The 26599-nt window shown below is 62.0% G+C and carries 20 protein-coding genes, 2 tRNA genes and 1 other RNA gene; 15 read left to right on the top strand and 8 right to left on the bottom strand.

The window, feature by feature from the left end; genetic code table 11:
• Positions 1-15 precede the first annotated feature (15 nt).
• Positions 16-100: transfer RNA gene (locus I6E74_RS12175), tRNA-Ser, on the bottom strand.
• 143 nt (positions 101-243) lie between these two features.
• Here I6E74_RS12175 and ffs point away from each other — a divergent pair.
• The 15 genes from ffs to I6E74_RS12100 all read left to right on the top strand — a co-directional run bounded on the left by ffs (position 244) and on the right by I6E74_RS12100 (position 20435).
• Positions 244-340, top strand: an RNA gene (gene ffs, locus I6E74_RS12170) — signal recognition particle sRNA small type.
• Between the two features lie 54 nt (positions 341-394).
• On the top strand, positions 395-2533 hold the full coding sequence (pta, locus tag I6E74_RS12165; protein ID WP_197126046.1) for a phosphate acetyltransferase: 2139 nt from the start codon (positions 395-397) through the stop codon (positions 2531-2533).
• A gap of 2 nt (positions 2534-2535) precedes the next feature.
• A complete protein-coding gene (locus I6E74_RS12160) occupies positions 2536-3657 on the top strand; it encodes an acetate/propionate family kinase (protein WP_197126044.1) in 1122 nt (373 codons plus the stop codon).
• A gap of 180 nt (positions 3658-3837) precedes the next feature.
• Positions 3838-8010, top strand: a complete 4173-nt coding sequence (locus I6E74_RS14785) for an IPT/TIG domain-containing protein (protein WP_197126041.1) — start codon at positions 3838-3840, stop codon at positions 8008-8010.
• A 283-nt stretch (positions 8011-8293) separates the two neighbouring features.
• A complete protein-coding gene (locus tag I6E74_RS12150; protein ID WP_197126039.1) occupies positions 8294-10489 on the top strand; it encodes a DNA polymerase III subunit gamma and tau in 2196 nt (731 codons plus the stop codon).
• Positions 10490-10492: 3 nt separating this feature from the next.
• Entirely contained in the window at positions 10493-11092 is a 600-nt protein-coding gene (gene recR / locus I6E74_RS12145; protein ID WP_197107976.1) for a recombination mediator RecR, read from the top strand.
• Between the two features lie 92 nt (positions 11093-11184).
• Complete coding sequence (locus I6E74_RS12140; protein ID WP_197126037.1) at positions 11185-12450, top strand: aspartate kinase; 1266 nt, start codon at positions 11185-11187, stop codon at positions 12448-12450.
• 73 nt (positions 12451-12523) lie between these two features.
• Positions 12524-13588, top strand: a complete 1065-nt coding sequence (locus I6E74_RS12135) for an aspartate-semialdehyde dehydrogenase (RefSeq protein ID WP_197126035.1) — start codon at positions 12524-12526, stop codon at positions 13586-13588.
• A 38-nt stretch (positions 13589-13626) separates the two neighbouring features.
• Positions 13627-14316, top strand: coding sequence for an SGNH/GDSL hydrolase family protein (locus I6E74_RS12130; RefSeq protein ID WP_197126031.1), 690 nt, complete (start codon positions 13627-13629; stop codon positions 14314-14316).
• 105 nt (positions 14317-14421) lie between these two features.
• Positions 14422-15093 carry an SGNH/GDSL hydrolase family protein gene (locus tag I6E74_RS12125; protein WP_197126029.1) on the top strand — a complete coding sequence of 224 codons (672 nt, stop codon included), beginning with the start codon at positions 14422-14424 and terminating at the stop codon, positions 15091-15093.
• 20 nt (positions 15094-15113) lie between these two features.
• On the top strand, positions 15114-16589 hold the full coding sequence (locus tag I6E74_RS12120; RefSeq protein WP_197126027.1) for a malate:quinone oxidoreductase: 1476 nt from the start codon (positions 15114-15116) through the stop codon (positions 16587-16589).
• A 139-nt stretch (positions 16590-16728) separates the two neighbouring features.
• The gene (locus I6E74_RS12115; RefSeq protein ID WP_197126025.1) at positions 16729-17949 is read left to right on the top strand and encodes a sensor histidine kinase; all 1221 of its coding nucleotides are present in this window, start codon (positions 16729-16731) and stop codon (positions 17947-17949) included.
• Entirely contained in the window at positions 17946-19100 is a 1155-nt protein-coding gene (locus I6E74_RS12110) for a hypothetical protein (protein ID WP_197126023.1), read from the top strand. Before I6E74_RS12115 ends, I6E74_RS12110 begins: the two co-directional genes overlap by 4 nt.
• Positions 19087-19770: a response regulator gene (locus tag I6E74_RS12105; RefSeq protein ID WP_197126021.1), complete on the top strand. Its 684-nt coding sequence runs from the start codon at positions 19087-19089 to the stop codon at positions 19768-19770. Before I6E74_RS12110 ends, I6E74_RS12105 begins: the two co-directional genes overlap by 14 nt.
• Positions 19770-20435 carry a thymidine kinase gene (locus I6E74_RS12100; RefSeq protein WP_197126019.1) on the top strand — a complete coding sequence of 222 codons (666 nt, stop codon included), beginning with the start codon at positions 19770-19772 and terminating at the stop codon, positions 20433-20435. The genes I6E74_RS12105 and I6E74_RS12100 overlap by 1 nt, the downstream gene beginning before the upstream one ends.
• 14 nt (positions 20436-20449) lie before the next feature.
• Here I6E74_RS12100 and I6E74_RS12095 read toward each other — a convergent pair whose 3' ends face one another.
• From I6E74_RS12095 to I6E74_RS12065, 7 genes are all read right to left on the bottom strand, one after another.
• Positions 20450-21181: an amino acid ABC transporter ATP-binding protein gene (locus tag I6E74_RS12095; protein WP_197126016.1), complete on the bottom strand. Its 732-nt coding sequence runs from the start codon at positions 21179-21181 to the stop codon at positions 20450-20452.
• Positions 21178-22044, bottom strand: coding sequence for an amino acid ABC transporter permease (locus I6E74_RS12090; protein WP_197126014.1), 867 nt, complete (start codon positions 22042-22044; stop codon positions 21178-21180). Before I6E74_RS12090 ends, I6E74_RS12095 begins: the two co-directional genes overlap by 4 nt.
• Positions 22045-22054: 10 nt before the next feature.
• The gene (locus tag I6E74_RS12085) at positions 22055-22903 is read right to left on the bottom strand and encodes an ABC transporter substrate-binding protein (RefSeq protein WP_197126012.1); all 849 of its coding nucleotides are present in this window, start codon (positions 22901-22903) and stop codon (positions 22055-22057) included.
• Positions 22904-22992: 89 nt separating this feature from the next.
• A complete protein-coding gene (locus tag I6E74_RS12080) occupies positions 22993-23469 on the bottom strand; it encodes a cupin domain-containing protein (RefSeq protein ID WP_197126010.1) in 477 nt (158 codons plus the stop codon).
• On the bottom strand, positions 23462-24820 hold the full coding sequence (locus I6E74_RS12075; RefSeq protein WP_197126007.1) for an amidohydrolase family protein: 1359 nt from the start codon (positions 24818-24820) through the stop codon (positions 23462-23464). The genes I6E74_RS12080 and I6E74_RS12075 overlap by 8 nt, the downstream gene beginning before the upstream one ends.
• Complete coding sequence (locus I6E74_RS12070) at positions 24817-26355, bottom strand: adenosylhomocysteinase (protein ID WP_197125998.1); 1539 nt, start codon at positions 26353-26355, stop codon at positions 24817-24819. Before I6E74_RS12070 ends, I6E74_RS12075 begins: the two co-directional genes overlap by 4 nt.
• Positions 26356-26518: 163 nt before the next feature.
• Positions 26519-26592: transfer RNA gene (locus tag I6E74_RS12065), tRNA-Pro, on the bottom strand.
• Positions 26593-26599 lie beyond the last annotated feature (7 nt).

Here is a 26599-nt window from a genome sequence, read left to right as displayed (position 1 = left end):
ACAATGGGGTAAGTGCGGAGAATGGGGGATTCGAACCCCCGAGGGCTTGCACCCAACACGCTTTCCAAGCGTGCGCCATAGGCCACTAGGCGAATTCTCCTGACAGGTTGAACGCGCGTTAGCGCAAACAGCCTCAAGTGATCATAACGGGGTGGGCGGCCCAGTGGTAATCGGCGTCCCAAACACTCTGGATTAGAGGAGTGCCGCGGGCGCGCGAGGGTCAATAATTTTGGGTAGACTGAGGGCGGCTCCTCGCGTGGCGCCATCCAGGCCAATTCCCCCAGGACGGAAACGTAGCAAGGGTAACCGGGCTCTGGCGGGTGCGCGAGGGGTCTTTTCTGTTAAGCGCCCGGCATCTCCTTCTGGGGCGTATCTTCCGGCGTAGGCTGGAGAGGTGACGCGGAATATCTACATCACCTCCATCGAAGGCCACGCTGGCAAGTCCACCATCGCCCTCGGTCTACTCGACACGCTCAGTCGCGAAGCCAAGAGTCTGGGGGTGTTTAGGCCAGTCGCTCGCACGAGCGATGAGCGAGATTACGTCTTAGAGATGTTGCTCGGTCACGACGCAGTTAATCTCAGCTACGACGAGGCTGTCGGTGTGGGCTACGACGACGTGCACGCGGACCCCGAACTGGCGCTCAGCCGCATCATCGAACGTTTCAAGGCAGTCGAGGCCCAGTGCGATGTTGTCGTGATTGTCGGTTCTGATTACACGGATGTCGGCAGCCCCACAGAACTTTCCTATAACGCGCGCGTCGCCGCGAACCTCGGTGCTCCGGTGCTCCTTGTATTGGGTGGTCAGTCCGAGGACGGCGAGAGCCGTAGTCCCGCTGACATGGCTCAGGTGTATTCGATTGCGCATCAAGAACTTGACGCCGCCCACGCGCGGTTGGTCGGCGTAATCGTCAACAGGTCTGACCCCGATTTCATGACCGACATCATCGCCGGAGTGAGCGCAGCGGTCGGCGACGATACTCCGGTGTGGGCTATCCCAGAAGACCCCTTCCTTATCGCGCCCAGCCTTGCCTCTCTGCTCACTGCCGTTGATGGTGAATTGCTGCGCGGCGACGATGATCTGCTGCAGCGCGAAGCGCTCGGCGTTGTTGTGGCGGGTATGACGATGGAGAACGTGCTGCTGCGTCTCATCGAGGGCTCGGTCGTGGTGGTTGCTGGCGACCGATCGGATGTGTTGTTGGCGACGCTGATGGCGCACGCGTCGGAGACGTTCCCCTCGCTTGCGGGCATCATCCTGAACGGTGGTTTTGATCTGCTGCCCCAGGTCGAGCGCCTCATGGATGGTCTCGATGTGTCGTTGCCGGTGATTCGTACCTCGTTCGGCACCTATGACACCGCGCGCATTATTACCAAGACGCGCGGTCGCTTGGCTGCTGAATCTCCCCGCAAGTTCGACACGGCGCTTGCCCTGTTCGAACAGCATGTGGATGCCGCAGAGCTGCTGCGTCGACTCGACCTGCATCCGCCCACCGTCGTCACGCCGCTCATGTTCGAGTACGGTCTGCTTGATCGCGCTCGCAGCATCCCGCAGCACATTGTGTTGCCGGAGGGCAGTGATGACCGCATTTTGCGCGCATCGAGCACGCTGTTGCGCCGCGGCGTTGCCAAGCTCACGATCCTGGGTGACGAGGGCGAGGTGCGTGGCCGCGCGGCTGAACTCGGTCTCGACATCTCGGGTGCGAGCATCCTGAGCCCCTTTGACGAAGAACTGCGCACCCGATTCGCGACGGAATATGTGAAGCTGCGTTCTCACAAGGGAATGACGATGGAGGTGGCGCGAGACACGGTGACCGACGTCTCCTACTTCGGCACCATGATGGTGCACTTGGGGCTGGCCGACGGCATGGTCTCGGGCGCCGCCCACACCACGGCTCACACCATCCGCCCCAGTTTCGAAATCATCAAGACCAAGCCCGATGTGTCGATCGTATCGAGTGTGTTCCTGATGTGCCTCGAAGACCGCGTGCTCGTCTACGGCGACTGTGCGGTAAACCCCGACCCGGATGCCGCGCAGCTGGCAGACATCGCAATCTCGTCTGCTGCGACTGCCGCCCAATTTGGCATCGAACAGCGCATCGCCATGCTGTCGTATTCCACGGGAGCATCGGGCACCGGCGCCGACGTTGACAAGGTGCGGGCCGCTACCGCGCTCGTGGTCGAACGACGCCCTGATCTTGCCGTTGATGGCCCCATTCAATATGACGCTGCAGTAGATGCCGCCGTGGGTAAATCAAAAATGCCCGACTCAGAAGTCGCCGGCCGTGCCACCGTGTTCATATTCCCCGATCTGAATACAGGCAACAACACATACAAGGCCGTGCAGCGCAGCGCTGGCGCAGTCGCCATTGGGCCGGTGCTCCAAGGTCTACGCAAACCCATCAACGACCTTTCACGAGGCGCCCTCGTGCAAGACATCGTCAACACTGTGGCGATCACAGCGATCCAGGCTCAATCGGTTGCCGCCGAGGCTGCCGCACTACCTGGCATCGCCGATGATGCCTCTGCCAAGGAGTAAGAATGACAACGGTCTTCGTGGTGAACTCCGGTTCATCGTCGATCAAATGGGAGCTGCTCGATGCCGAGTCCGGTTCCGTCTATAGCGGCGGCATCGTGGAACGCATCGGGGAACCCGGCGGAGGAGCCGCAGACCACGACGACGGAATGCGGCAGATCTTGGCCGAGCTCGGGGACGAGCATCCGGCGGTCGTCGGCCATCGTGTGGTGCACGGCGGGGCGGAGTTCACCCAAGCCACCGTGATTACGGATGCGGTTGAGGATCGGCTCGAAGAGATTTCAGTACTGGCGCCGTTGCACAACCCCGCCAACCTCAAGGGGATTCGGGCGGCGAGGGCGACATTCTCGACCGTGCCGCACGTCGCAATTTTCGATACCGCGTTCCACGGAACGCTGCCGCCCCACGCCTACACGTACGCGATTAATACGGAACTGGCCCGAGTGCACGGCATCCGCCGCTACGGTTTCCACGGCACCTCATACCGCTACGTCGCGGGGCGGACGGCCGCAGTGCTGGGCAAAGATCTCGCCGACCTCAAACTGATTGTGTTTCACCTCGGCAACGGGGCATCCGTGTGCGCCATCGACGGGGGTCGCAGCGTTGACACCTCAATGGGCATGACTCCGCTCGAGGGGCTCGTCATGGGCACCCGCTCCGGAAATATCGATCCTGGGGCGCTTTTTCATCTCGGCCGGGCAGGAATGGACCTCCCCGGATTAGACCACCTGCTTAACCGTGAGAGTGGATTGCTTGGCATGACCGGCACTGGAGATATGCGCGATGTGCAATCGAAGGCGGATGCGGGCGATGAGCGTGCGCAGGCGGCGCTCGCCGTCTACTACCACCGGCTTCGTCACTACCTCGGTGCATACCTCGTGGCGTTGGGCGGAGCAGACGCAATCGTGTTCACCGCCGGCGTGGGCGAGAATAACGCCAACACGCGTCTGGCTACCGTCGAGGGTCTCGAATCGTTTGGGATCGAGATGGATATCGCCACCAACGCCGCAGTAAATCGTGGCGAGCGCATCATCTCGGCATCCGATTCGCGCGTGAAGGTTCTCGTCATCCCCACCAACGAAGAACTCCAGATAGCACGGGAATCCGTTGAGGCTGTAACCCGATAGACCACTTGTTTGTCCCCCTTAGTGGAACCTTGTAGTGGTACACCCTGAGCTTTTATTATGGCTTCGAGGTCGGATTCGGACCATCTCAACGCTGGGCCAACCACCCTGCGAGTGACTAACCACTGCTCGAGTTGAGACTGTGTATACCAAGCACACTGGCCTCGTGATCAGGGGGATATTGTGGTTTTCGGGGAACCAATTTTACGTACGAATAAGACCAATCGGGGGCTTGCTCGGGCAGTTCGCTTAACCGTTTCGGCGGTCGCTGCGGCAGGGCTTGTCACACTCTCCGTCTTCTCTGCTGGCGCTCCAGCGCAGGCTGCAGCGGGCGATGATTCCGTTGCGGAGTCCGCCTACCTTTCGGGCAGTTTGCTCTCCGGACTGCTTGCGGGCGAATTGGCTCTCCTCGGAGAATCGGATGCCAGCAATAACGGCGTTCAGGCGCTGCAAACGGATACGGCGGGCGTCGGAGCGCTCGTTGGTCTCACCGCAACGGTGGGTGGTGTCGGTGTGCCCATCGCGCTCGCCGATGCGGGGGTGCTGAGGGCATTTTCCCAAGCGGCCAATGATGGCAGCTCAGTCGCTGCCACGGGGCTTGTTAATGTCGACGGCGACGTCGGCGTGGCACTCTTTGGCATCGAAGATCGCCCCTCACCGCTGTCTCTGGATCTCGCTCAAGTACTCGACGCGGGATTGGCGAGCGAACTCACTGCGCTGTCTCTCGAAATTGGTGCGACGAGTTCACGAGCAGAAGCTGCTGCACCTGCCGCGGCTACAGGCAGCTACGAAATTGTTGGGGCTGAGCTGAAGCTAACGAGCGACACTGTTGCCGGCGTGAGCGCAACGGTTGACGGTCTTGCGGGAACGCTTTCCGGAGCGGTCGATGCCGTTGCGGGCCCCGGCGGTTCTCTCGTCGGTGCGGTGTCCAATGTCGCGTTGAGCACTCTGGATAGTGTCGGACTGATCTCGACCACGGGTACCTCGGCGAGCGTGACTCTCGATCTCCCCGGAGCGATCGCCCCGCTCTACACGCCGATGACGTCAGATGCGGTCACCATCGACTTTGGTACCGGCGAGATTTCTGTTGATTTGGCCGAGCTGAAGGGTGGCTCGCTTTCCGCGCAGCCTGCGAACACGTCGGTTTTGAGCTCTGCAGAGCTCACCGCAATCACCACATCGATCACGACTCTGGTCGGGCAATTCGCCGACAACGTCGAGGACGCCGTCACCGCCGCGCTCGAGGCCGCCGAAGTCGAGATCGAGGTCAACCTCGGTATCAATCTTGGTCTTGGTGTTGTGCCTCTCGTCGAGGTAACTGTCGCGGGAACGCTCGCTGATATTGCAACTTCGAACGCGACAATCGGTATTTCGGCATTAGGAATCATCCACGTCGATCTGCTGACGGAAGCCATCGTGGGCGCGGCGATTGCTCCGCTCGCGGCTGACCTCATCGACCCGAGTACGACAGCGTTGCAGATCTTTGTCGCCGGCGTGCAGTCCGGTGTTGTCACTCCGGTAATCGCTGCTCTGTCTCCCGTCTTCACTGCGCTGGAGTCCGTTCTTGCGATCACCATCAACAACCAGGAACTCATCGGTACGTCGCCTGACCAGCAGTTTGTCGAAACCGCACTTCGCATTAGCCTTCTCGCCCAAGGTCCGGTCGCCGGTCTTCTCGAGCTGGATGTCGCGCGCTCGGCTGTCGGTCCGAACCACACCGGTGTGCGCCCCGCCATCTCCGACGTCGATCCCGCCAGCGGTCCGACAACAGGCGGTACGGCAGTGACCATCACGGGTACTGGCTTCACCGGCTCTACGGGGGTTACCTTCGACGGTGATGCCGGAACGTCGTTCACCGTTGTCAGCGCCACCGAGATCACGGTCACGAGCCCCGCGCATGCTGTGGGCGACGTCGAGGTCATCATCCAGCATCCTGCGGGTGCTTCGGATGCTGGCGAGTTCACCTACACGCCGGTGCCCGTCATCTCCTCGATGACACCTGATTTCGGTCCGATCGCGGGTGGCACCGCGGTGACCATCACGGGTACTGATTTCACGGGCGCGACCGGCGTCACGTTTGATGGAACCGACGGCACGTCATTTACTGTCGAGAGCGACACCGAAATCGCTGTCTCGAGCCCGGCCCATGCTCTCGGCGCCGTCGATGTGATCATCGAGCGTGCCTCTGGCGACTCGGCTCCCGCCACCTTCACGTACCGCGGAGCACCGACCGTCTCCGACCTGGCTCCCACCGAGGGGCCGCTCGCCGGCGGCACTGAAGTGACGATCACGGGTACCGGTTTCACGGGCTCCACGGGAGTCACCTTTGACGGGGATGCCGGAACGTCGTTCACCATCGTGAGCGACACCGAGATCACCGTCTCAAGCCCCGCGCATGCCGCGGAAACCGTTGGCGTGGTGGTGCAGCATCCGCTCGGAAACGTCGCTGCTGGTGACTTCACCTACACCGCAGCTCCCATCATTTCGTCGCTGTCGCCGAACATCGGCCCGGTCGCTGGCGGAACCGCAGTGACCATCACCGGTACCGGCTTCACGGGCTCCACGGGAGTCACCTTTGACGGGGATGCGGGAACGTCGTTCACCGTCGTGAGCGACACCGAGATCACTGTCTCTACCCCGGCCCACGTCATTGCCGTGGTCGATGTGATCGTGCTCAACACGCCCGCCAATTCGGCTCCGGGCGAATTTAGCTACCAGGCCGCTCCTATGGTCTCGTCGATCGCGCCCGATGAGGGCCCGCTTGCCGGCGGAACGGTTGTCACGATTACCGGCACCGGCTTCACCGGCGCAACGGGGGTCACCTTCGATGGGGATGACGGAACGTCGTTCACTGTGGTGAGCGATACCGAAATCACCGTCACCACACCCGCAGGCGCCGAGGGCGCTGCCGCGGTAGTGGTCGAGCACCCTGCTGGCGACGCTGACGCCGGAGACTTCACCTACGTTGCGGCACCGACCGTCTCTGCGATGAGCCCCGACCTGGGACCCATCGCGGGAGGAACGGACGTCACCATCACCGGCACCGGCTTCACCGGCGCCACCGGCGTGACCTTCGACGGGGATGCGGGAACGTCGTTCTCCGTAGTTAGTGATACCGAAATCACTGTTACGAGCCCCGCGCACGCTGCGGGAGCCGTCGACGTTGTCGTCGAGCATGCCGGTGGCGATGTGAGCGCTGGCGACTTCACCTACCTGGCAACTCCGAGCGTGACCGACCTCAGCCCGACTTCCGGCCCGCTTGCTGGCGGCACTGAGGTCACGATCACCGGCACCGGCTTTACCGGCGCTACCGGCGTGACGTTCGATGGGGATGACGGAACGTCGTTCACTGTCGTGAGCGACACAGAGATCACCGTCACGAGTCCCGCCCATGCGGCGGGAGACGCGGCCGTCGTGGTCGTGCATCCGATCGCCGATGCGGCTGCTGGTGACTTCACCTACACCGACGGGCCCGCGATTGCGTCGCTCAGTCCCGTCCTCGGCCCCGTCGCGGGAGGAACCGTAGTGACCATCACCGGCACCGGCTTTACCGGCGCCACCGGGGTGACCTTCGACGGGGATGACGGAACATCGTTCACCGTGGTCAGCGATACCGAAATCACTGTCTCGAGCCCCGCGCACGCTGTGGGAGCCGTCGATGTTGTAGTGACCCACGCCGCTGGCGATTCGACCTCGGCGACCTTCACCTACCTCGCGAATCCGAGTGTGACCGGCCTGACCCCCGATACCGGTCCGTTGGCTGGCGGCACCGAGGTCACGATCACGGGTAGTGGTTTTACCGGAGCGACAGGGGTGACTTTCGACGGGGAAGATGGAACATCGTTCACCGTCGTGAGTGACACCGAGATCACGGTCATGACGCCCGCAGGGTCGGCAGGCGCAGCTGCCGTGGTGGTCGAGCATCCCATCGTGGATGCCGCCGCTGGCGAGTTCACCTACGTCGTAGCCCCGGTAGTCATGTCAATGACACCGCTCGTCGGCCCCGACGATGGTGGCACCCTAGTGACGCTTCGCGGAACTGGATTCTCGGCCGCTACCGGAGCACGCTTCGGTGCGGTGTGGGGCTCCAACTTCACGGTTCTGAGTGACACCGTCGCAACGGTTGTCACTCCCGAACACGAAGCGATGTGGGTTCCCGCGATGGTCGCCTCGGGCGCACTAGAGGTCAGCACGCCTGGCTTCACCTTCGAGCTCACCACACTGGCTGCAGCGGATGATGGCCTCGCCTTCACCGGTTCGTCCGGTTCCCTAGGCGCTTGGCTCGCTTTCGCTCTCATCGGCGCCGGCGGACTGCTCATGATTTCTCGACGCCCCACCGGGCGCCACCGCGCGTGAATGAGGGCGGCAGCGCACTAAAGCGCTGCCGCCTCATCACTCGTTTCGAGACACAAGTGCGTGCAGGGTTTTCCCACCCCCCGGGTGAGCCCTGCACGTCTATTCGGGTAACGCGTGCCACGGATCAGGTGTGGCCGTGGTCGGTAACCAGCCGACCAGAGATGATTCGGGGCGGGCGACGATACGGTTTGGTCGATTTCACACAACTTTGAGATAAGTGTGGGCTGTGCCTGTTCGCTCAGCGCACGTTGGGATCGTCAGCGGGCACGACTACGCTAGGGGCGTGGTTGCTGCCCTATATCGCCGATACCGGCCCGAGACTTTTGCTGAACTCATCGGCCAATCTCAAGTGACCGATCCGCTGCGCACAGCGTTGCGCACCGATCGGGTCAATCATGCGTACCTGTTTAGTGGTCCGCGTGGGTGTGGCAAGACGACATCCGCCCGCATTTTGGCTCGCTGTCTCAACTGTGCCGAGGGCCCGACCGATACTCCCTGTGGGGTGTGTGCGTCGTGTGTAGAGCTGTCGCGTGATGGTGGCGGTTCGCTCGATGTTGTCGAGATCGACGCGGCAAGCCACAACGGTGTTGAGGATGCCCGTGACCTGCGCGAGCGTGCCGTGTTTGCCCCGGCCCGCGACCGTTTCAAGATCTTCATTCTCGACGAGGCGCACATGGTGACGCCCCAGGGCTTCAACGCGATGCTCAAGATCGTTGAAGAGCCGCCGGAGCACGTGAAGTTCATCTTCGCCACGACCGAGCCTGACAAGGTGATTGGCACGATTCGTTCGCGCACCCATCACTACCCGTTCCGTTTAGTTCCGCCTGCCCAGATGCTCGACTACGTTCAGCAGCTGTGCGAAAGCGAGAACGTCGAGGTTGAGCCAGGGGTGCTTCCCCTCGTCGTCCGCGCTGGTGGAGGTTCGGTGCGCGACACTCTCTCGCTGCTCGACCAACTCATCGCTGGTTCCGACACTGCAACGGTCGGTTACGAGCGCGCCGTTGCGCTGCTGGGTTACACGCACGCCGAGCTGCTTGACGAAGTGATTGATGCTCTCGGCACTGGCGACGCTGCCGCTGCGTTCTCGGCGGTTGACCGCGTCATCCAGACCGGTCAAGACCCGCGCCGTTTCGTCGAAGATCTTCTTGAGCGGATGCGCGACCTCATCGTTGTCGCAGCGACCGCAGACAATGCGGCCTCCGTGCTGCGCGGCATCCCGCAAGATCAACTCGAGCGCATGGCGCAGCAAGCCCACACGCTGGGCGCCGCTGAGCTATCGCGTGCAGCCGATGTGATCAACGCTGCGCTCTCAGAAATGACCGGCGCAACCTCACCGCGGCTTCATCTTGAACTGATGATCGCGCGCATTTTGGTTCCCGCGAGCGATAACACCCAACGTGGTGCACTCGCCCGGGTTGAGCGCCTCGAACGTCGCATCGGTATCGAGGGTGATGCACCCATCGCCGCGGCTACCGCTGCCAGCGCGGCACCGTCGCGTGCTGCGGCACCTGCGGCTCCCGCTTCCGCCCCTGCGGCTGCACCCGCTGTGCGTGCCGCTGCGCAGACCCCTGCCGCGACGCCGCCGGCACCCTCGGCTGGTTCGGCGACTCCAGTTGCCTCACCGCCGGCGCCCGCAGCATCCAGTACGGGGCTCTCTGCCCCCGCTGCGCCGCGCACGACGCCCGTGTCGTTTCAGCAGGTTAAAGACGCCTGGCCCGAAATTCTTGATGTGGTCGAGAACCTCAAGCGCACCGCGTGGATGGTCGTGTTCACTGCCAAGCCTCTTGAGCTTCGCGACGAGAAGATTTTGGTGCTCTCGTTCCCCAGCCAACGCGACGTTGACGCTCTCAAGCAGCGCAGTGCTCCCGGCGAAGGAGTCGGCGACTATCTCAAGAAGGCAGTCGTGCACGTGCTCGGTTTCGAGCCCGCGTTCATTGCCAAAGTTGAGGGTGCCCCGTCAGCGCCTCCCGCTGAGCACCCAGCAGCGACGACAGCACCGCAGCAAGAATCGCGGATGCCCGCCCCGGAGGTTTCGCCGGAACCCACAGCTCAGCCGCGTTCACCGCAGCGCACCGCGCCCGCCGTTGATGAGGGCCCCGAGCCTGAGGAACCTGCGCCGGCCGAAGATCGTGAACCCGGGGGATGGGCTGTAGCGGCTATCCCTGAGTCCGAGCCAGAACCCGAGGGCGACCCCTCCGCAGCACGCGGTGGCGCTGCAGCACAACGCACTGCTAACGCGCAAGCGCAGCAGGCTCAGCAAGCGGCGAAGAAGCCCACGGCCGACCGGTTGGCAGAAGCGGCAGCAGCTGCGCCCCCAGCCCCACCAGAATCAATGGCGAAAGCAGCGATGTCGGCAACGGCAGCGCAAATGGATCGTTCGCGTTATGGCGAATCCGTGGTGCGCGAACTGCTGAACGCAACCTTTATCGAAGAAGAGCAAGTGGCTCCCCGTGTGGTGCCGCAGCCGAGAGACGAGTAACCCGTGTACGACGGAATTGTTCAAGAACTGATCGACGAGCTCGGTCGGCTTCCCGGCATCGGGCCCAAGTCTGCTCAGCGCATCGCATTCCACATTTTGCAGACCGAAAGTTTCGATGTTCGTCGGCTTGCAGAACTGCTCAACGACATCCGCGACAAAGTGCATTTTTGCGCCATTTGCGGCAACGTAACCGAGCACGACACGTGTTCGATTTGTCGGGATGCTCGGCGCTCGCCGGCCACGATTTGTGTTGTCGAAGAGGCAAAAGACGTCGTCGCTATCGAGCGCACTCGCGAATTCCACGGGCTGTATCATGTACTCGGTGGAGCTATCAGCCCCATCGATGGAATTGGTCCCGACCAGTTGCGCATCAAGCAACTGTTGGGCCGGTTAGCTGACGGCGTCGTCACAGAAGTCATCATCGCGACCGACCCCAATCTCGAAGGTGAAGCAACCGCTACGTACCTCACGCGGCTTCTCGTTCAACCCAACCTTCGTATTTCTCGCCTCGCATCCGGTCTCCCGGTCGGCGGAGATCTGGAATATGCCGACGAGGTCACTCTCGGTCGTGCATTTGAAGGTCGTCGAACGATCGACAACTAGCCCTCCCGTAACGAACTCGGCGGATGGTGCTGGCACCGTTAGACTCGCATTTTGGGCACCCGCTGCCCGATCAACCACGCTTCAGGAGAACAATGAGCCTCATCGTTCAGAAGTTCGGTGGCTCGTCCGTTGCCGACGCTGAGAGTATTAAGCGCGTCGCCAAGCGCATTGTCGAGACCCGCAAGGCCGGAAACGACGTTGTTGTTGTCGTTTCAGCCATGGGGGACACCACCGACGAACTCTTCGACCTCGCCGCGCAAGTCGTGCCAGTGCCGACCGGGCGCGAGCTCGACATGCTGCTTACCGCAGGCGAACGAATTTCGATGGCGTTGCTCGCCATGGCGATCAAGGGCTTGGGCGTCGACGCTCGCAGTTACACCGGCAGTCAGGCCGGAATGGTCACGGATGCCCAGCACGGTGCTGCTCGCATCGTGGAGGTTTCTCCTCGCCGCGTCAAAGAAGCCCTCGATGATGGTGCTATCGCGATCGTCGCAGGCTTCCAAGGATTCAACCGCGGAACCGGAGACATTACGACTCTCGGTCGCGGTGGCTCAGACACCACCGCGGTAGCCCTCGCCGCCGCACTCGGCGCCGAGACCTGCGAAATCTACACCGATGTCGATGGCATTTTCACGGCTGATCCCCGCATCGTTAAGTCTGCGGGCAAGGTCGATGTCGTCACGAGTGAAGAAATGTTGGAGCTTGCTGCGGCAGGCGCCAAGGTGCTCGATGTGCGCGCTGTGGAATATGCGCGCCGGCACGGGGTAACGATTCACGTGCGGTCGTCGTTTAATAACAACACCGGCACGTTGGTGGTCAATCCGAAGGATGGAGAGAGCGTGGAAGAAGCAATCATCACAGGTGTTGCCTCCGATCTGAGCGAAGCGAAGATCACGGTGGTAGGAGTTCCTGATGTTCCAGGAAAAGCTGCACAGATCTTTACGATCGTGGCCACCGCTAATGCCAACATTGACATGATCGTTCAGAACGTTTCTGAGGCGGCAACAGGTCGCACCGACATCTCCTTCACCTTGAAGAAGTCGGATGCCGAAGATGTGCTTCGCGCGTTGACTTTCAATCAAGAAGAGGTTGGCTTCGAGTCGCTGCAGCACGATGACCAGATCGGAAAGCTCTCCGTGGTCGGTGGCGGCATGCGTACTAACGCTGGAGTGTCAGCTCGACTGTTTACGGCTCTGTTCGAGGCGGGCATCAACATGGAAATGATCTCCACGAGTGAGATCCGTATTTCTGTGGTCACGCGTGCCGACACGGTTGCGGAAGCGGTTCGTGTTGTGCACACTGCCTTCGGTCTCGATGGCGACGAAGAGGCTATTGTTCACGCGGGCACGGGTCGCTAACCGCGCTTCGCGGCCAAATTTTCTCATTGTTCGGCGCTAGTGTGGCGAATACAAACTGTAGGTAGAGGTACTCATGAGTAACGCAGGCATCCGTATTGGTGTTGTTGGTGCGACGGGTCAGGTTGGCGCTGTTGTGCGCCGTCTGTTGGAAGAGCGCGATTTTCCGGTAGCGGAGATTCGTTACTTCGCATCTGCTCGCAGTGCGGGTACGACGTTGCCGTTCAAGGGCGAGCAGATCACCGTTGAAGATGCCTCCATCGCTGATCCGACAGGCCTCGACGTTGCGATTTTCTCGGCCGGTGCCACGACGTCGTTGGCGCAGGCTCCGCGCTTTGCGGCGGCCGGTGTCACTGTGATCGATAACTCGTCGGGCTGGCGCATGGACCCTGAGGTTCCGCTGGTCGTCAGCGAGGTCAACCCCCACGCGATTGATCAGGCCATTAAGGGCATCATTGCGAACCCGAACTGCACCACGATGGCAGCGATGCCGGTGTTGAAGGTTCTGGATGCTGAAGCCGGTCTTGAGCGCTTGATCGTGAGCACCTACCAGGCTGTGTCTGGTGCAGGCCTTGCCGGTGGCGAAGAGCTACTCGAGCAGGCTGCTGCCGCGGTCGCCCAAAACACGATGGGACTCGTGGAAGATGGCGCGGCGGTCACGATGCCTGCCCCAAACAAGTTCCCCAAGAACATTGCGTTCAACGTTGTTCCGCTCGCGGGCAACATCGTCGACGATGGCCTTAACGAGACCGACGAAGAGAAGAAGCTGCGCAACGAGAGCCGCAAGATTCTCGAACTGCCGAACCTTCTGGTGAGCGGCACGTGCGTTCGTGTCCCTGTTTTCACCGGCCACTCGCTGTCGATCAACGTGGAATTTGGCAAGCCCCTGAGCCCCGAGCGGGCGAAGGAATTGCTGGCGGATGCTCCCGGTGTCAGTCTCAGCGACATCCCGACGCCTCTCGACGCAGCGGGCGCCGACCCCAGCTTTGTGGGTCGCATCCGTACGGATGAGGGCGTGCCGAACGGTCGCGGCCTCGCGTTGTTCATTAGCAACGACAACTTGCGCAAGGGCGCCGCTCTCAATGCGGTACAGATCGCGGAGCTTGTTGCCGCAAAGATTCTCGCAAAGGTTTCGGCTTAGCGGGCACGCTCCACTGCCCGCCGCTCCGAATTTCCCGTATGACCTTCGGTTCCGCAGCCCGCACGATCGTTGCGATGATCGCGGTCTCGGTCACGTTGGGTCTTGCGGGGTGCGCGACGAGCGCGTCCTCGACGGAGCCTCTTGTCGTCGCGGCGTCTGATTCCGATGCTCTTCGGGTCGCTTTCTATGGCGACTCCTACACGCGGGGAACAGGAGCATCAGCGGAGCAATTGCGCTGGTCGACGCTTCTCAGCAGCCAGCACGGCTGGAGGGAGTTCAACCCGAGCGTCAGCGGTCTTGGGTTCATGCGCAACCGCACGGAGTTCGGTGACGGTGACCTGCCCGGCCTCATCATTGCCGACGACCCCGACGTCGTTATTGTCACGATGGGCCTCAACGACAACTTCGCCTACGACGCGTATGCCGACGAGCTGCCCGGCCAGATTCTCAGCGATTTTGAGCGACTCGTGACGGAGCTTCCCGATGCCCAGATCATTGTCGTCGAGCCTTTCTGGTACAAAACCCAGCGCCCTGCTTCGGTCGGAGTGATCATTTCGTGGGTCCGTGCCGCCGCGACTGAAGCCGGCGCCGATTACGTGTCGGGCGCGTCGTATTGGCTCACGGGGCATCCGGAGTGGATGTCCGACGACAACCTGCATCCCAACGATGCGGGGCATGCGGCGATCGCAACCCAGATGGATCTCGCGCTTCGCGAACTCGGACTCTAGCTCTCGCGCTTCGCGAACTCGGACTCTAGCTCTCGTAAATCACTCATGGTCTCCCGCGTCCCAGACCATAGCAACCGTTTGGGCCACCCGCGCCGAACTCCTTCCATGAAGTTTGATTCAGTAGCCCGCATTATCGCGACGACCGTTGTGGTCGCCGCGGCCCTCAGCCTCTCGGCATGCAGCTCCGAGGAGCCCGCGGCCGAACGCGACCCCAACGAGGTTCGCGTCGCTTTCTATGGTGATTCCTACACTCTCGGCACCGGAGCGTCGGCTTCCGAGAACCGGTGGTCGACGGTGATCAGCGAGCAGCGGGGGTGGAGCGAGTTCAATCCGAGCGTGAACGGACTCGGCTTCATCAACAACCGCAGCGCGTTCGGCGACGGCGACCTTCCGAGCATGATCATCGCGGATGACCCCGACATCGTGATCGTGACGATGGGCCTCAACGACAACTTCAGTTTCGATGCCCGAGCCAGCGACATCCGCACTCAAATCTCAGCAGATCTCGACCGGCTGACAACCGCGCTTCCGGATGGCCGCTTCATTGTTGTCGAGCCGTTCTGGTACACGGATGAGCGGCCAGAGTCCGTCGAAACGATCATCGGTTGGGTCGAGGCTGCGGCATCCGACAGCGGTGCTGACTACATTGCGGGGGCCTCGCACTGGATCGAGGGGCACCCCGAGTGGATGGCCAGCGACGGGCTGCATCCCAACAATGAGGGTTACGCGGCGATGGCCAGCGAGATGGATCAGGCTCTTCGCACTTTGGGCCTCTAACAGAAGGCTAAAGTGGAGTTGTGAAGAAAACCGTCGACGTCGCGCTTATCGGCGGCGGAATCATGAGTGCCACCCTCGGAACGCTGCTGAAGCAATTGCAGCCGGACTGGGAGATCCAGATTTTCGAACGCTTGGGCGATCTTGCCCTGGAGAGTTCGAATCCGTGGAACAACGCTGGCACCGGACATTCCGCGCTGTGCGAGCTCAATTACACCCCGCAAAAGAGCGATGGCTCTATCGAGATTTCGAGTGCGGTGAAGGTCAACGAGCAGTTCCAAGTGTCACGCCAGTTCTGGTCGTACCTCGTTGACGAGGGAGCGTTGCCCGAACCCGAGTCGTTCATCAACGCGACCCCGCACATGAGCTTTGTGTGGGGCGAAACAAACGTCGAATATTTGCGCAAGCGTTTCGAAGCGCTCAAGGATCACCCGCTCTTCGCGGGCATGGAATACAGCGAAGACCCTGCCATCATTCACGGCTGGGCGCCGCTCATGATGCCAGGCCGCCTCAAGTCAGAGCCGGTGGCCGCGACGCACATTCCTGCGGGCACTGACGTCGACTTTGGTGCGCTCTCGCACTATCTCGTCAACAACCTCGTGGAGTCGGGTGCTGAGCTCAGCACGGGCATCGTGGTCACGAACCTCACGAAACAGCGCGACGGCCTCTGGAAGCTCAAGCTTCGTCACGACATCGGCGGCACACCTGTCGAACCCGTGACCGCACGTTTCGTCTTCGTGGGTGCTGGCGGTTATGCCCTCAACCTTCTGCAGAAGTCAGGCATCAAAGAGATTCGCGGCTTCGGTGGATTCCCCGTCAGCGGCGAGTTCCTGCGCACGGACAACCCCGAGATCGTGGCCGCCCACAGCGCCAAGGTCTATGGCAAAGCCGCGGTCGGTTCGCCGCCCATGTCGGTTCCTCACCTCGACCTTCGTGTCGTTGAGGGGGAGGGCAGCCTCATGTTCGGCCCGTACGCCGGATTCAGCCCCAAGTTCCTGAAGACCGGTTCAGTTCTCGACCTCTTCGCGTCCATCCGCTGGCACAACGTGCTCCCGATGGTCGCCGCCGGGCTCAGCAACCTGTCGCTCGTCAAGTATTTGGTTGGGCAGCTCATGGCAAGCCCCGAGACCAAGTTCGAAGAGCTCAAGGCATTCGTGCCCAATGCCAAGCCAGAAGATTGGTACCGCATTACGGCTGGTCAGCGCGTGCAGGTGATGAAGAAAGACCCGAAGAAGATCGGCGTCTTGCAGTTCGGCACCGAGGTCGTGTCCTCCGCCGATGGCAGCATCGCTGGCCTTCTCGGCGCATCGCCGGGGGCCTCCACGGCCGTTCCGATCATGCTCGGTCTGGTGGAGAAGTGCTTCCCGGAGCGCATGGATGAGTGGCGTCCGAAGATTGAGAAGATGATCCCGACGTTCGGCCAGCAGCTTGCTGACTCGCCTGAACTTGCTCACGAGACGATCACCCGCACGGCCAAGGCGTTGCACATCAATCCGTAAGTGGCTGGTAGCGCGCTATTTGTCCCCCGTTTAGTGGGCCTCTGACCCCAGCTGTACCCCGCACGCGGGGTACAGCTCGTACCCCGAATGCTGCCATACTGTGTGTGGTGTATTTTCGGCACGAGGAACGGGGGCAGACATGTCTATTGGCTTGCCCGCCCACTTGCGCAAAGAGAGCGTCACTCGGGCTTTCGCGCGGGTTGTTAATGCTGTCGCTTTCGTCTGCTTAACCCTCGCCTTCGTGGGGGTGGTGACGTTGTACGCCGGCGACACGAGCCGCAATCTCGTGCCTGCGGCGATCGCTCTTATTCCGATGCTCATTACGGTCAGGCTCCTGAACCGCTATCGCACGATGTTCTTTACCGTCGCGCACCTTCTCATCGGCGGCCCCGCTACCTACTGGTTCGCGCTCACGATCATTTCGCAATTGCGACCGGTGGGGGTTGTCGGGCACTACTTGCTCGACCTCGTCCTGATCGCCATGATGCTCGTGGGCGGCGCCGGGCGCAACGTGGTGTGGAGCATCCTCTGGTGCACGGTTGGTGCTGCCGTGTCTCAGGCGTCAGTGGCGTTGGCATCGCTGCAGATTCAGGGCTTTGTTCACCCGCATCCGACAGCCTTTGTGATTTACGTTGCTGTTATCAGCGTGCTCATGATTCTGCGGCTCAGCCAACGGGGGGTGCGGCGCGTGCAATCTCACCTGCACCGGGCGGCACGCGATGATGAGTTCGCGAGTCTTCGCTATGGCATCGAAGCCACCTCGGCTGCCGTTATGCACGACACAGTTCTTAGTCATCTCGCTGCTATCGCACACGCTCCATTTGGCGCGATGAACCCGAAACTCCAGCGCGACATTAGCCGTGATCTTGAGGTGCTCGTGGGTGAAGAATGGCTTTCGGAGGCGGCTCTCGATTCCTCCGATAGCGTGCGGCACGACTGGCAGAACAGCGCGCTCCTCGCGACGATTACTGAGGCTCGTGCCCTGGAACTCGTTGTTGAAGTCACCGGAGACTTGACGGCGTTGTCCCGCTTGGATTCTCGAGGCGATGCTGCTCTTGCCCCCGCCGTTAAGCAGTGTCTCGTCAATGTCATCAATCACTCCGGCACGATGCGGGCTGAAGTGGCAATCTTCGGCTCCCCGAGCGAAGTTAGCGTGCTCGTCGTGGATGCGGGCAAGGGCTTCAACGAGGCAGAGACCGGTGCTGATCGGCTGGGTTTGCGGCAGTCTGTTCGCCGGCGCATCGAGACGGTGTCGGGAACAGTTCAAGTCTGGTCTACTCCGGGCCTCGGCACATCGGTGATGATTCGGGTGCCCACGGCGGAGAACGCGCCCGCCTCAGAGCGGAGTGCAGCCCAATGACCGCTCTCGCTGACACCGAGTCGGTTCAACAGCTCGACCCCCTCGGAACCCTTGATGCGCGCCCCGTCGGTGTTGTGGCTGCGGCTGGCGTTCTTATTCTCGGCGCTGTCATGACCTGGCTTAGCGGGCCGCACATTGCCCATCCCGTGCTCGCAAATAGTGCGTTGATCTTTGTCGCGCTCTCCTCGGTGACGCTGATCATTGGCACGAGCCCACTGCGTGCCCCGTTCAGCGGCGGGCTGCACGCGGCTGTTATCGGGTATCTGGTTATCGCGTTCGCGCTCAGTTCGGCGTCGCTGGGAAGCAATGCTGCACTGCTCACCGATTTCTGGGGGCCGCTGCTCATTGGTATCGCCTGCATGGCCCTTGCCCCCTATCGGCCCATCGCAGAGCTGGTCACGATGGGGGTGGTCGCCGCGATCTTTACGGGGTTTATCGCCATCGTGCAGTCGTCCGTTTCGGAAGTTCAGGCGCCAGCGATGATCGTCGCGCTCTTTTCGATGACTCCGGTTCTCACGATGTCGATCGGTGGTGCCGCGTTTTCACGGTCGCTCATCCAGACGCATGAAGAGTGGGCGTCACGCGCCCTGCGAGCGACGTCGCGCCAGATGAGACGTGAGCATGCGGGAGTTGCGCGATCGGTGCAACAGGACCGCGTCACTATCCTCAATCGCGATATTGCGCCGCTCTTTGCTGAACTCGCTCAGCGCGGAATCATCTCGCCCGAGGACAGCGCTCGAGCGGCCAAATACTCGGAATCGATCCGTGAACTCATGGTTACCGAAGTTAACCGCAGTTGGCTCGAATCTGTCGTTGCCAACTCTTTCGGTGCGCTCGACGATGGTAATCGGGTCTACGATCCTCATCGACTGGCCGGTGCCATGACAGCCCATCAACGCACTGCTTTGCGCGCGGCCGTATTGGCCGTTGCGACCGGTGGTGAAATTGACCGTCGCAGCGTGCGCCTCGCGATTGAGAAGACTGACTCCGGGGCGGTCATCACAGTGACAGGCCTCATCACCTCATCCGAATCATCGTGGCGTTCGTCTCTGGCGCCCTATCTCGCAGTTTTGCGCGTTGTCTTTACCGGACTTCGCATCTCTTATCGATCGCCCTCTCTCACCGTTAGGTTCACTTATGACACCCCCTGAGACCAACCTCAGCGCTCATCTCGGCGACAGGCCGCCCATTCGTCTTGCGATCCTCGACGATCACGAAGTGCTGCTCGACAGCCTCAACAGTTGGATCACCAACAACGCGCCGGACTTCGATGTTGTTCTCACCGCCAGCACGTGGCTCGAGCTCGTGCACAGCGACCGTTTTCCGACCGAGCTCGTCTTTCTCGACTTCCAGCTGAAAGAGCCGGTGTCGATCGAAGCCCGTGTGCGCACATGTCGCGCCGCGGGAGCCAAAGTGATCGTTCTCTCCAGCCTCGATAGTCGCGAGGCTCGTGACCGCGCTCTGGCGGCCGGGGCGGCCACTTTCCTCTCGAAGTCGCTGCCGATGCACGAAGTGATGGATGCCGCCCGCCAGATCATGGGGGTCGAGGGCGAAGGTTCGCAGCAGCATGACTGGCGACCGCTGCCATCGGGATCGGCAGACCAGTCGAAGCCGAAGCTGAGTGCCGGCGAGGCTGACGCACTCACCCTGTACGCTTCTGGACTAAGCACACCGCAGGTTGCCGAGCGGATGAATGTTCAGTACGAGACCGCGAAAACGTACTTGCGGCGAGTGCGCGAAAAGTACGCCAAGGCCAACCGGCCGGCAAGTAAAAAGGCTGACCTGATTCGTCGGGCTGCTGAGGATGGATTTCTACGCTGATGAGCAAACTATATTTCCGCTATGGCGCCATGAACAGCGGCAAAAGCACCGCGTTGCTGCAGGCCGCCTACAACTATGAAGAGCGCGATCAGCAGGTGTTGCTGGCGAAGCCTCACATCGATACCAAGGGCGACAACGCGATCATTTCGCGACTGGGCGTAACGCGTCAGGTCGACTTCACTATCTCGCCTACCGATGATGTTTACGAGGTATTCGCGCGTGAACGTGCCCGTGTCTTGGAGAAGACCGGGCTACCGGTGAGTTGTTTGCTCGTCGACGAGGCACAGTTCTTCAGCGAAGCGCAGGTCGATGATTTGCTGCGTATCGCCATTGTGGAGAAGGTTCCGGTGCTGGCCTACGGCATCCGCACCGACTTCCAGACGGTCGCGTTTCCTGGCAGCCGTCGTTTGCTCGAAATCGCGCATTCGCTTGAAGAGCTGAAGACCATTTGCCGCTGCGGCCGCAAAGCAGTATTCAACGCGCGCACGGTCGGCGACCAGTTCATCTTCGATGGCGACCAAGTCGCTATCGACGGTGTGGATGTCGGCTACCAGTCACTGTGCGGAGCCTGCTACCTCGAAGAGAGCGGTGGTGTTCTCAACAGCGGCTGGCGCCCCAAGATCGAATTCAGCTACGGAAGCGCGCCTGACGCCGACTTCTCCTAGGTGCTGTTCGCGCTCTAGTGGCGAACGCGGGAGAGGAACTGCACGGTTTCGGGCTCCTGCGGTGAGTCGAAGATCTGTGCTGGCGTGCCTTGTTCAACGATGCGCCCGCCCTGCATGAAGACGATGCGGTCGGCTACTTCGCGAGCGAACGACATTTCGTGGGTTGCCATGAGAATGGTCGAGCCGTCAGTCTTCAGGCGCCGTACGAGGTCGAGGACCTCGCCGACGAGCTGAGGGTCCAGAGCACTTGTAATCTCGTCGAGAAGCAGCAGCTCAGGGTCGGTAAGCACCGCACGGATGATGGCCACACGCTGTTGCTGGCCGCCGGAGAGGCGATCGGGGTAGTCACGCGCTTTGTCGCCGAGGCCCAGCGAGACAAGCAGTTCCATCGCTCGCTCCGTGGCATCCGCCTTCGACATTCCGTGCACCTCGCGCGCGGCCAGCGTGATGTTGTCGATCACGCGCAAGTGCGGAAAGAGGTTGAAGTGTTGAAAGACCACGCCAATTCGGCTGCGGGCCGAGTCAGCGTTCATTCCGGGGTCGGTGATGTCGTCACCGTTGAGCAGAATTTGGCCGTCATCCACTCGTTCGATGAGGTTGATTGTTCGCAGCAGCGTCGACTTGCCCGAGCCCGAGGCTCCGATGAGCACGACAACTTCGTGCTTGTCGATCGAGAGGTCAACACCTCGCAAGACCTCGTGGTCGTCAAACTGTTTGCGCACTCCGCGCACGTCGAGAACACTCATACGACGCCTCCGATCTGCTCGCGCTTAGCGAGTCGTGCGGTGAGCCAATCGGTGAGCCTGATCATCGGCCAACTCATGGCGACGAAGAGCAGGGCGGCAATCACGTAGGGCGTGAAGTTGTAGCTCTGGGCGACTTGAATCTGGGCAGCGCGTACGGCATCCACGGCACCCAGAATCGAGATAAGCCCCACGTCTTTTTGCATAGAGACAAAGTCGTTCATGAGGGCGGGAACGACCTTGCGAACGCCCTGCGGGATCACGACGATGCGCAGGGTCTTGGCGTGGCTCAGACCCAGCGAGCGGGCCGCCATGCGCTGCGACGGATGCACGGCTTCCATGCCCGCGCGCAGTACTTCAGCCACATAAGCCGAGTAGGTGAGGATGAGGGCGATCGTTCCCCAGAACATGGCCGGCATGCGCGGGAAGATATCGAGCGCCGGCAGCCCGAAGCCGACCAGGTAGAGAACGATCAGCAGCGGCATCCCGCGAAAGAGGTCGGTGTAGATCGTTGCCGCTGCGCGGAGCGGAAAGAAAACCGGTCCGCGCAGCGATCGCGTTACAGCGAGCAGAGTGCCAAAAATGGCAACGCCGATCGCTGAGATAAAGAGCACCTGAATGTTGAGCCACAGCCCGACGAGGATCGACGGCACGCTTGCCGCCCCCACCTCGAAGTCGAAGAACGAAGCTTTGACGCTCTCCCAACCGGGGGTGTTGACGACGAGCAGTCCGACAATCGCGGCAAAAGCAATCGTGCTCACAATGCCGATGAGCACCGAACGACCGGTGGCGCGCCGGCGCACGTCCCGTCGTGACAGCTCGAGCTCGCTTGGGCGCCACGACGGCCTGCTCGTGGAGGTGCTCATCGGCGTGGCCTTACTTCAGGACAGGAACGTCGACGGCAGCGCTGAGCCACTCGTCCTGGATGGCTTGAAGAGTTCCATCAGCAGCCAGAGCGTCGAGAGCCTCGCTCACGGCGGAGGTGAGCTCGGAGTCCTTCGGCAGCACGAAAGCGAACTCATCGCCGCCGGCGGAGGACTCGAACTGGCCGAGAATAACGCCACCGTCGATTTCAACGTTGGCGAGGTAGAAAGCGCTGGGTAGGTCGATGACGAAAGCATCGATCTGACCGCTGGTCAGCGCAAGAACGCCGTCTTCGTTGGAGTTGAAGACCGCGAGGTCGTCTCCCAGAGCTTCAGCGGCGATCGTGTAGCTGGTGCTGCCGCTAGCGACACCGACGATGACGTCCTTGAGGTCGGCGAGCGATGTGGCGCCGGCTGCCGCCGAGCTCTCCGTCGCGATGATCGCCTGAGTGGTCGTGTAGTACGGGCTGGAGAAGTCAACGGCTTGCTTGCGGTCTTCGGTGATCGAGAACTGCTGCAGGTTGAGGTCCCAGTCCTTGGGGCCCGGTGCAATGGCGCTGTCGAAGCTTGAGCGAACCCAAACAACGTCATCGGCGGTGAAGCCGAGTTCGTCGGCGAGAGCGTAAGCCACGGCAGCTTCGAAGCCTTCACCGTTCGTGGGGTCGTTGTCGACCATCCACGGAGCGTAGGCGGGCTCGCCGGTAGCGATGGTGAGCTTGCCCGCGGTCAGGGTGGGCAGCGATCCGTCGTCAACGGTCGAGCTCGTGTCGGCGGTGGTGTCTGCGGCGCAAGCGGTCAATGCCAAAACAGCGGCTGCTGCGGTGGCGACGAGGGCCCGACGAAAATGCCGTGATGTGGTCATGAAAGTCTCCAGTTGCGGTGCGTGAGGTGGTCGAACAAATGCCACCCGAGCGGCGCTGTGCTCGGGCGGAGAAAACGATTACAGACTTGCTAGTTTACAAGTCGCCAGTCAGCGAAGTCGAAACCGGGCGACACAAAACAACTCACGAGCACCTCGCTGTCGGCGGTCAGACGGCCGGCTTGCCAGACGCCGGACGGAACAACGACTTGAGCGACGTGCCCGTTGGCGAGATCGGGGCCCAAAACGAAGTGCTGAACGTTCTCTTCGTCGGGCAGGTCGCCGCTTCCGCCGAGTGAGAGCTCAAGCGTTCCGGGGCCGTGCCACATCCAAATTTCATCATTGGCTACGACGTGCCAGTCACTGTGCTCGCCAGGAACCAGCAGGTAGTGGATGCAGGTGGCTGACGGGCGTGCGCCATTCGGAGTCTCGACAGGGCTGGTGCCCGCCCAGGTGCGACGGAACCAGCCGCCCTCGGGGTGCGATTCGAGGTTGAGCAGCTGCGCGGTTGCCGGGCGAGTATCGGCGGCAACGCTAGCGGCATCAGAAGAAGCAGTGGGATCAGTCATGAGCGGTCACTCCGGTCTGGGTTGTGAAGTTGGCGCTGGCAAATCGGACGCGCCCGGAGACGAGCGTGGCGGCGGTGCGGCCGGCCCCTGACTCGACGAGCGTAGCGATGGTGTCGTCGATGGTGGTGACAGGGATGTCGAAGAAAGCGAGGTCAGCGAGCGCCCCAACGGCGAGGTGACCCGTGCGGTCGGGGCCGACATCGATCCCCATCGCGTGAGCGCCGCCGAGAGTGGCCGCGCGCAGCAGTCGCTCGGGTAGATCACGCATGGTGTGGCCCTGAGAATGAGCGATGCGCGAAAGCTCAGCGACATCCGCCATGAGGTCGAGCGAGGGGCTCGATGACAGCGAGTCGGTACCGATGGCCAGCGCGTTGCCCTCGGCCAGATACGCGGCCACGGGAGGCTCGTCAAGACCGATAACGGCGTTGGAGCGGGGGCAGAGCGCCACACTCGTGCCGCGAGCCCGCAGAAGGGCACGATCGCGCGCGGTCATGTAGATTCCATGGGCGATATGGCAGTCGGGCCCGAGCACGCCAAGCTGGTCGACGAATTCGGTGGCGCCGGTGCCGAAACCCGCGGCGCGCAGTTCACGAAAGCTGCCCAGTTCGCGGCCGTGCCACGGGTCGCCGTGCTCGTGGTGAAACTCGCGCTCGAACGCTGCTTCGCCCAAGTGCAGGTGAAGACGGCTTCCGCGCTCACGAACGATGTCGGGGATTTCGAGCAGCGGCACGACCTCGAGCGAGTACGGTGCGTGCGGCGACAGCCCGGTTCCGGGAGGGGACGGCAGGGCATCCAGAGCAGCCTCAACCTGCTGGCGCCCGGTGCGAGCCCAGTCGTCATTGGTCCAGCTCATCACTTCCCAGTACGTGATGCCGTGCAATCCCGCGTCGTGCAGCGCCGCGGATGCCTCACCATCGGTCACGATGTCGGCCACGGCGGTGGTGCCCGCTTCGATCATGAGCTGAGCGCCTGCCGCGGCATCCGCAGCCCAGTCGTGGGGTTGGTCGTACACCGGGTTGAACGCGGTGGACCAGTCGTCAAAACCGTTGTATTGCCCACGGCCGACTTCGGCCATGCCGGTGTACTGCAAGTGCGAGTGCGCGTTGACGAGCCCGGGTAGGAGAACACCGGGCCAGTGAATTTCGCGCGCACCGATACCGCGATCGGCGAGTGATCGGCGAACCCAGTCGCGCTCGCCGACGTGCAGAATGCGACCGCCGCGCACGGCAATGGCGCCGTTCAGCAGCGGGGGAGCGGTGATGGGGATCACGAGGTCGGCGGTGTACAGCACAACCTGGTGGTCGGCATCCGTAGTGATGCGGGCGGATGCCTCGGGATGGAGGTTACTCATCGGGTTTCCTGATTCGGTGAAGAGCTGAGGTACCGGCGGGAGCGCCAGTCGTGGGCCGCGGCGAGTTGGTCGTCGGCGGGCGTGTCGATGTGTTCACCGCGGGCGGCCAAGGCGGCGCGGGCAACGATATCGTCGATGCTGGCGGGCAGCGCGTGCACTCCGACGGCCGGTCGCGTGACGACGAGTTCTTCGACGGCGGCGAGCTGAACAGCGAACGAGAGATCCATGATCTCAATCGGGTTGCCTTCGGCCGCGGTGATATTGATGCAGCCGCCACGGTCGAGCACGAGGGTGCCCGCGGGGTCAGCGCGTTCGATGTGGGCGGCGAGTGGCGTTAGTTGTTCGGCGGGATCGCCCACGAGCAGTCCGTCGAGATCGAGTTCTCCGGGAACTCCACCGGCCACGGCAACGGCCCGCGCTGTGCGGGCCAAGTCGGCGCTGATCGTGTGCGCAACGCCGGTGCTCGAGACGACAAGTGCGCCGGAACCGAGCTCGGCAGCCTCACCGATGTCGTAACCGTCATGGGCAGCGCGAAGAGCCAACACGGGGTCGACCTCGGCCACGCGCACCTCGGCTCCGAGCGCCGCAAGGTGGGCAGCGACGCCCTCACCGACCGGGCCATAGCCGATCACGAGTGCGGGCTGATCGCGCACGGTCACGCCCACTCGGTCGAGGGCATCCGCAATCGCGAACACACACGACTGGCCGGTGCCGTAACGGTTATCGAAACGTGTCTTCATTTGAGCGTCATTGACCGCAAACACAGCAGTGTCGAGGATGCCCATAGTGCTCATGTGGCGAAGCGGCGTCAAGCCACTCGTCGTCTCCTCGTTCGTGCCGATCCACTGCTTCACGAGGTGCGGAGCATCTTCATGAGCGAGGCGGATGAGGTGCGAACCATCGTCGATCAGGATGTCGAAACCGCGTTCGAGGAACGCCAGCGCAGCAGCGCGCTCAGCCTGGCCGCTGAGCGTTTCGGAGCCGTCGACAGCTATACCGCGCGCCCGTAGTGCTTCTGCAACAGACGCATCGATTTCATCCGGGTGCGCGTACACCGCGACGTCGGCACCCGCGGCCGCAAGCAGCAGCGCCAACTGGGCAGTCTTGGGTTCGAGCACCATGGCGATGCCAATACGTAAGCCTCGTATCGATCCGCGCTCGCCGAGGCCCTTCGCTACGAGTCGCGAAACGGGCATGTGTTCGCCCGCGAAGTCGATGCGTCCGTCGGCGTCTCCGCGCGACGGCAGGGGAGCGCCACCCAGAAGGAGCGTGGCGGTTATCTCTGAATCGGGGCCAGCGGCATCTAATTGGATGTCGAGGAGATGAGCGGATGCGGTGGCGTTGTGGCGGCTAGCGGTGACAACGTGAGCACCCAGCGCGCTGAGCATTCGCGTCAGTTCGCGGGACGTGGCGACGAGCTGAGCAGTTTCGGGCTGAACCGCGCTGATGTGCACGCTGCGGCCGGCGACCAAGAGGTTGGTGTCGCGGGCGAAGCGGCGAATGATTCGTTCGGCTATAAGTGTTACGTCGGCCACTTGTCAAGAATAAGGCACCACTCGGGCAACAATCGAACGCCGCCCGAGCGCCGCGGCGCCACCCGGCCGTGCACAGTGACCATACACAAATCGCCCTCCCGAAGGAGAGCGATTAGTGAACTGTCTGAGACTTGCAATTCTGCGGCTCAGAGCCAGTGGTTTGTCGGGGTAGCGGGATTTGAACCCACGACCTCTTCGTCCCGAACGAAGCGCGCTACCAAGCTGCGCCACACCCCGATCATCG

The sequence above is a fragment of the Salinibacterium sp. SWN139 genome, from assembly GCF_015864625.1.
Lineage (GTDB): Bacteria > Actinomycetota > Actinomycetes > Actinomycetales > Microbacteriaceae > Rhodoglobus.
Note: the sequence above shows the minus strand (reverse complement) of the source record. Positions and strands in the feature narration are given on the sequence as shown.

Bases quoted from the DNA above. Each gene is read 5' to 3' on its own strand.
- I6E74_RS12100 (WP_197126019.1), top strand. From the start codon at position 19,770: ATGAGCAAACTATATTTCCGCTATGGCGCCATGAACAGCGGCAAAAGC.
- I6E74_RS12095 (WP_197126016.1), bottom strand. From the start codon at position 21,181: ATGAGTGTTCTCGACGTGCGCGGAGTGCGCAAACAGTTTGACGACCAC.
- I6E74_RS12125 (WP_197126029.1), top strand. From the start codon at position 14,422: ATGAAGTTTGATTCAGTAGCCCGCATTATCGCGACGACCGTTGTGGTC.
- I6E74_RS12115 (WP_197126025.1), top strand. From the start codon at position 16,729: ATGTCTATTGGCTTGCCCGCCCACTTGCGCAAAGAGAGCGTCACTCGG.
- I6E74_RS12160 (WP_197126044.1), top strand. From the start codon at position 2,536: ATGACAACGGTCTTCGTGGTGAACTCCGGTTCATCGTCGATCAAATGG.
- I6E74_RS12135 (WP_197126035.1), top strand. From the start codon at position 12,524: ATGAGTAACGCAGGCATCCGTATTGGTGTTGTTGGTGCGACGGGTCAG.
- I6E74_RS12140 (WP_197126037.1), top strand. From the start codon at position 11,185: ATGAGCCTCATCGTTCAGAAGTTCGGTGGCTCGTCCGTTGCCGACGCT.
- I6E74_RS12105 (WP_197126021.1), top strand. From the start codon at position 19,087: ATGACACCCCCTGAGACCAACCTCAGCGCTCATCTCGGCGACAGGCCG.
- I6E74_RS12110 (WP_197126023.1), top strand. From the start codon at position 17,946: ATGACCGCTCTCGCTGACACCGAGTCGGTTCAACAGCTCGACCCCCTC.
- I6E74_RS12075 (WP_197126007.1), bottom strand. From the start codon at position 24,820: ATGAGTAACCTCCATCCCGAGGCATCCGCCCGCATCACTACGGATGCC.
- I6E74_RS12085 (WP_197126012.1), bottom strand. From the start codon at position 22,903: ATGACCACATCACGGCATTTTCGTCGGGCCCTCGTCGCCACCGCAGCA.
- I6E74_RS12130 (WP_197126031.1), top strand. From the start codon at position 13,627: ATGACCTTCGGTTCCGCAGCCCGCACGATCGTTGCGATGATCGCGGTC.
- I6E74_RS12080 (WP_197126010.1), bottom strand. From the start codon at position 23,469: ATGACTGATCCCACTGCTTCTTCTGATGCCGCTAGCGTTGCCGCCGAT.
- I6E74_RS12090 (WP_197126014.1), bottom strand. From the start codon at position 22,044: ATGAGCACCTCCACGAGCAGGCCGTCGTGGCGCCCAAGCGAGCTCGAG.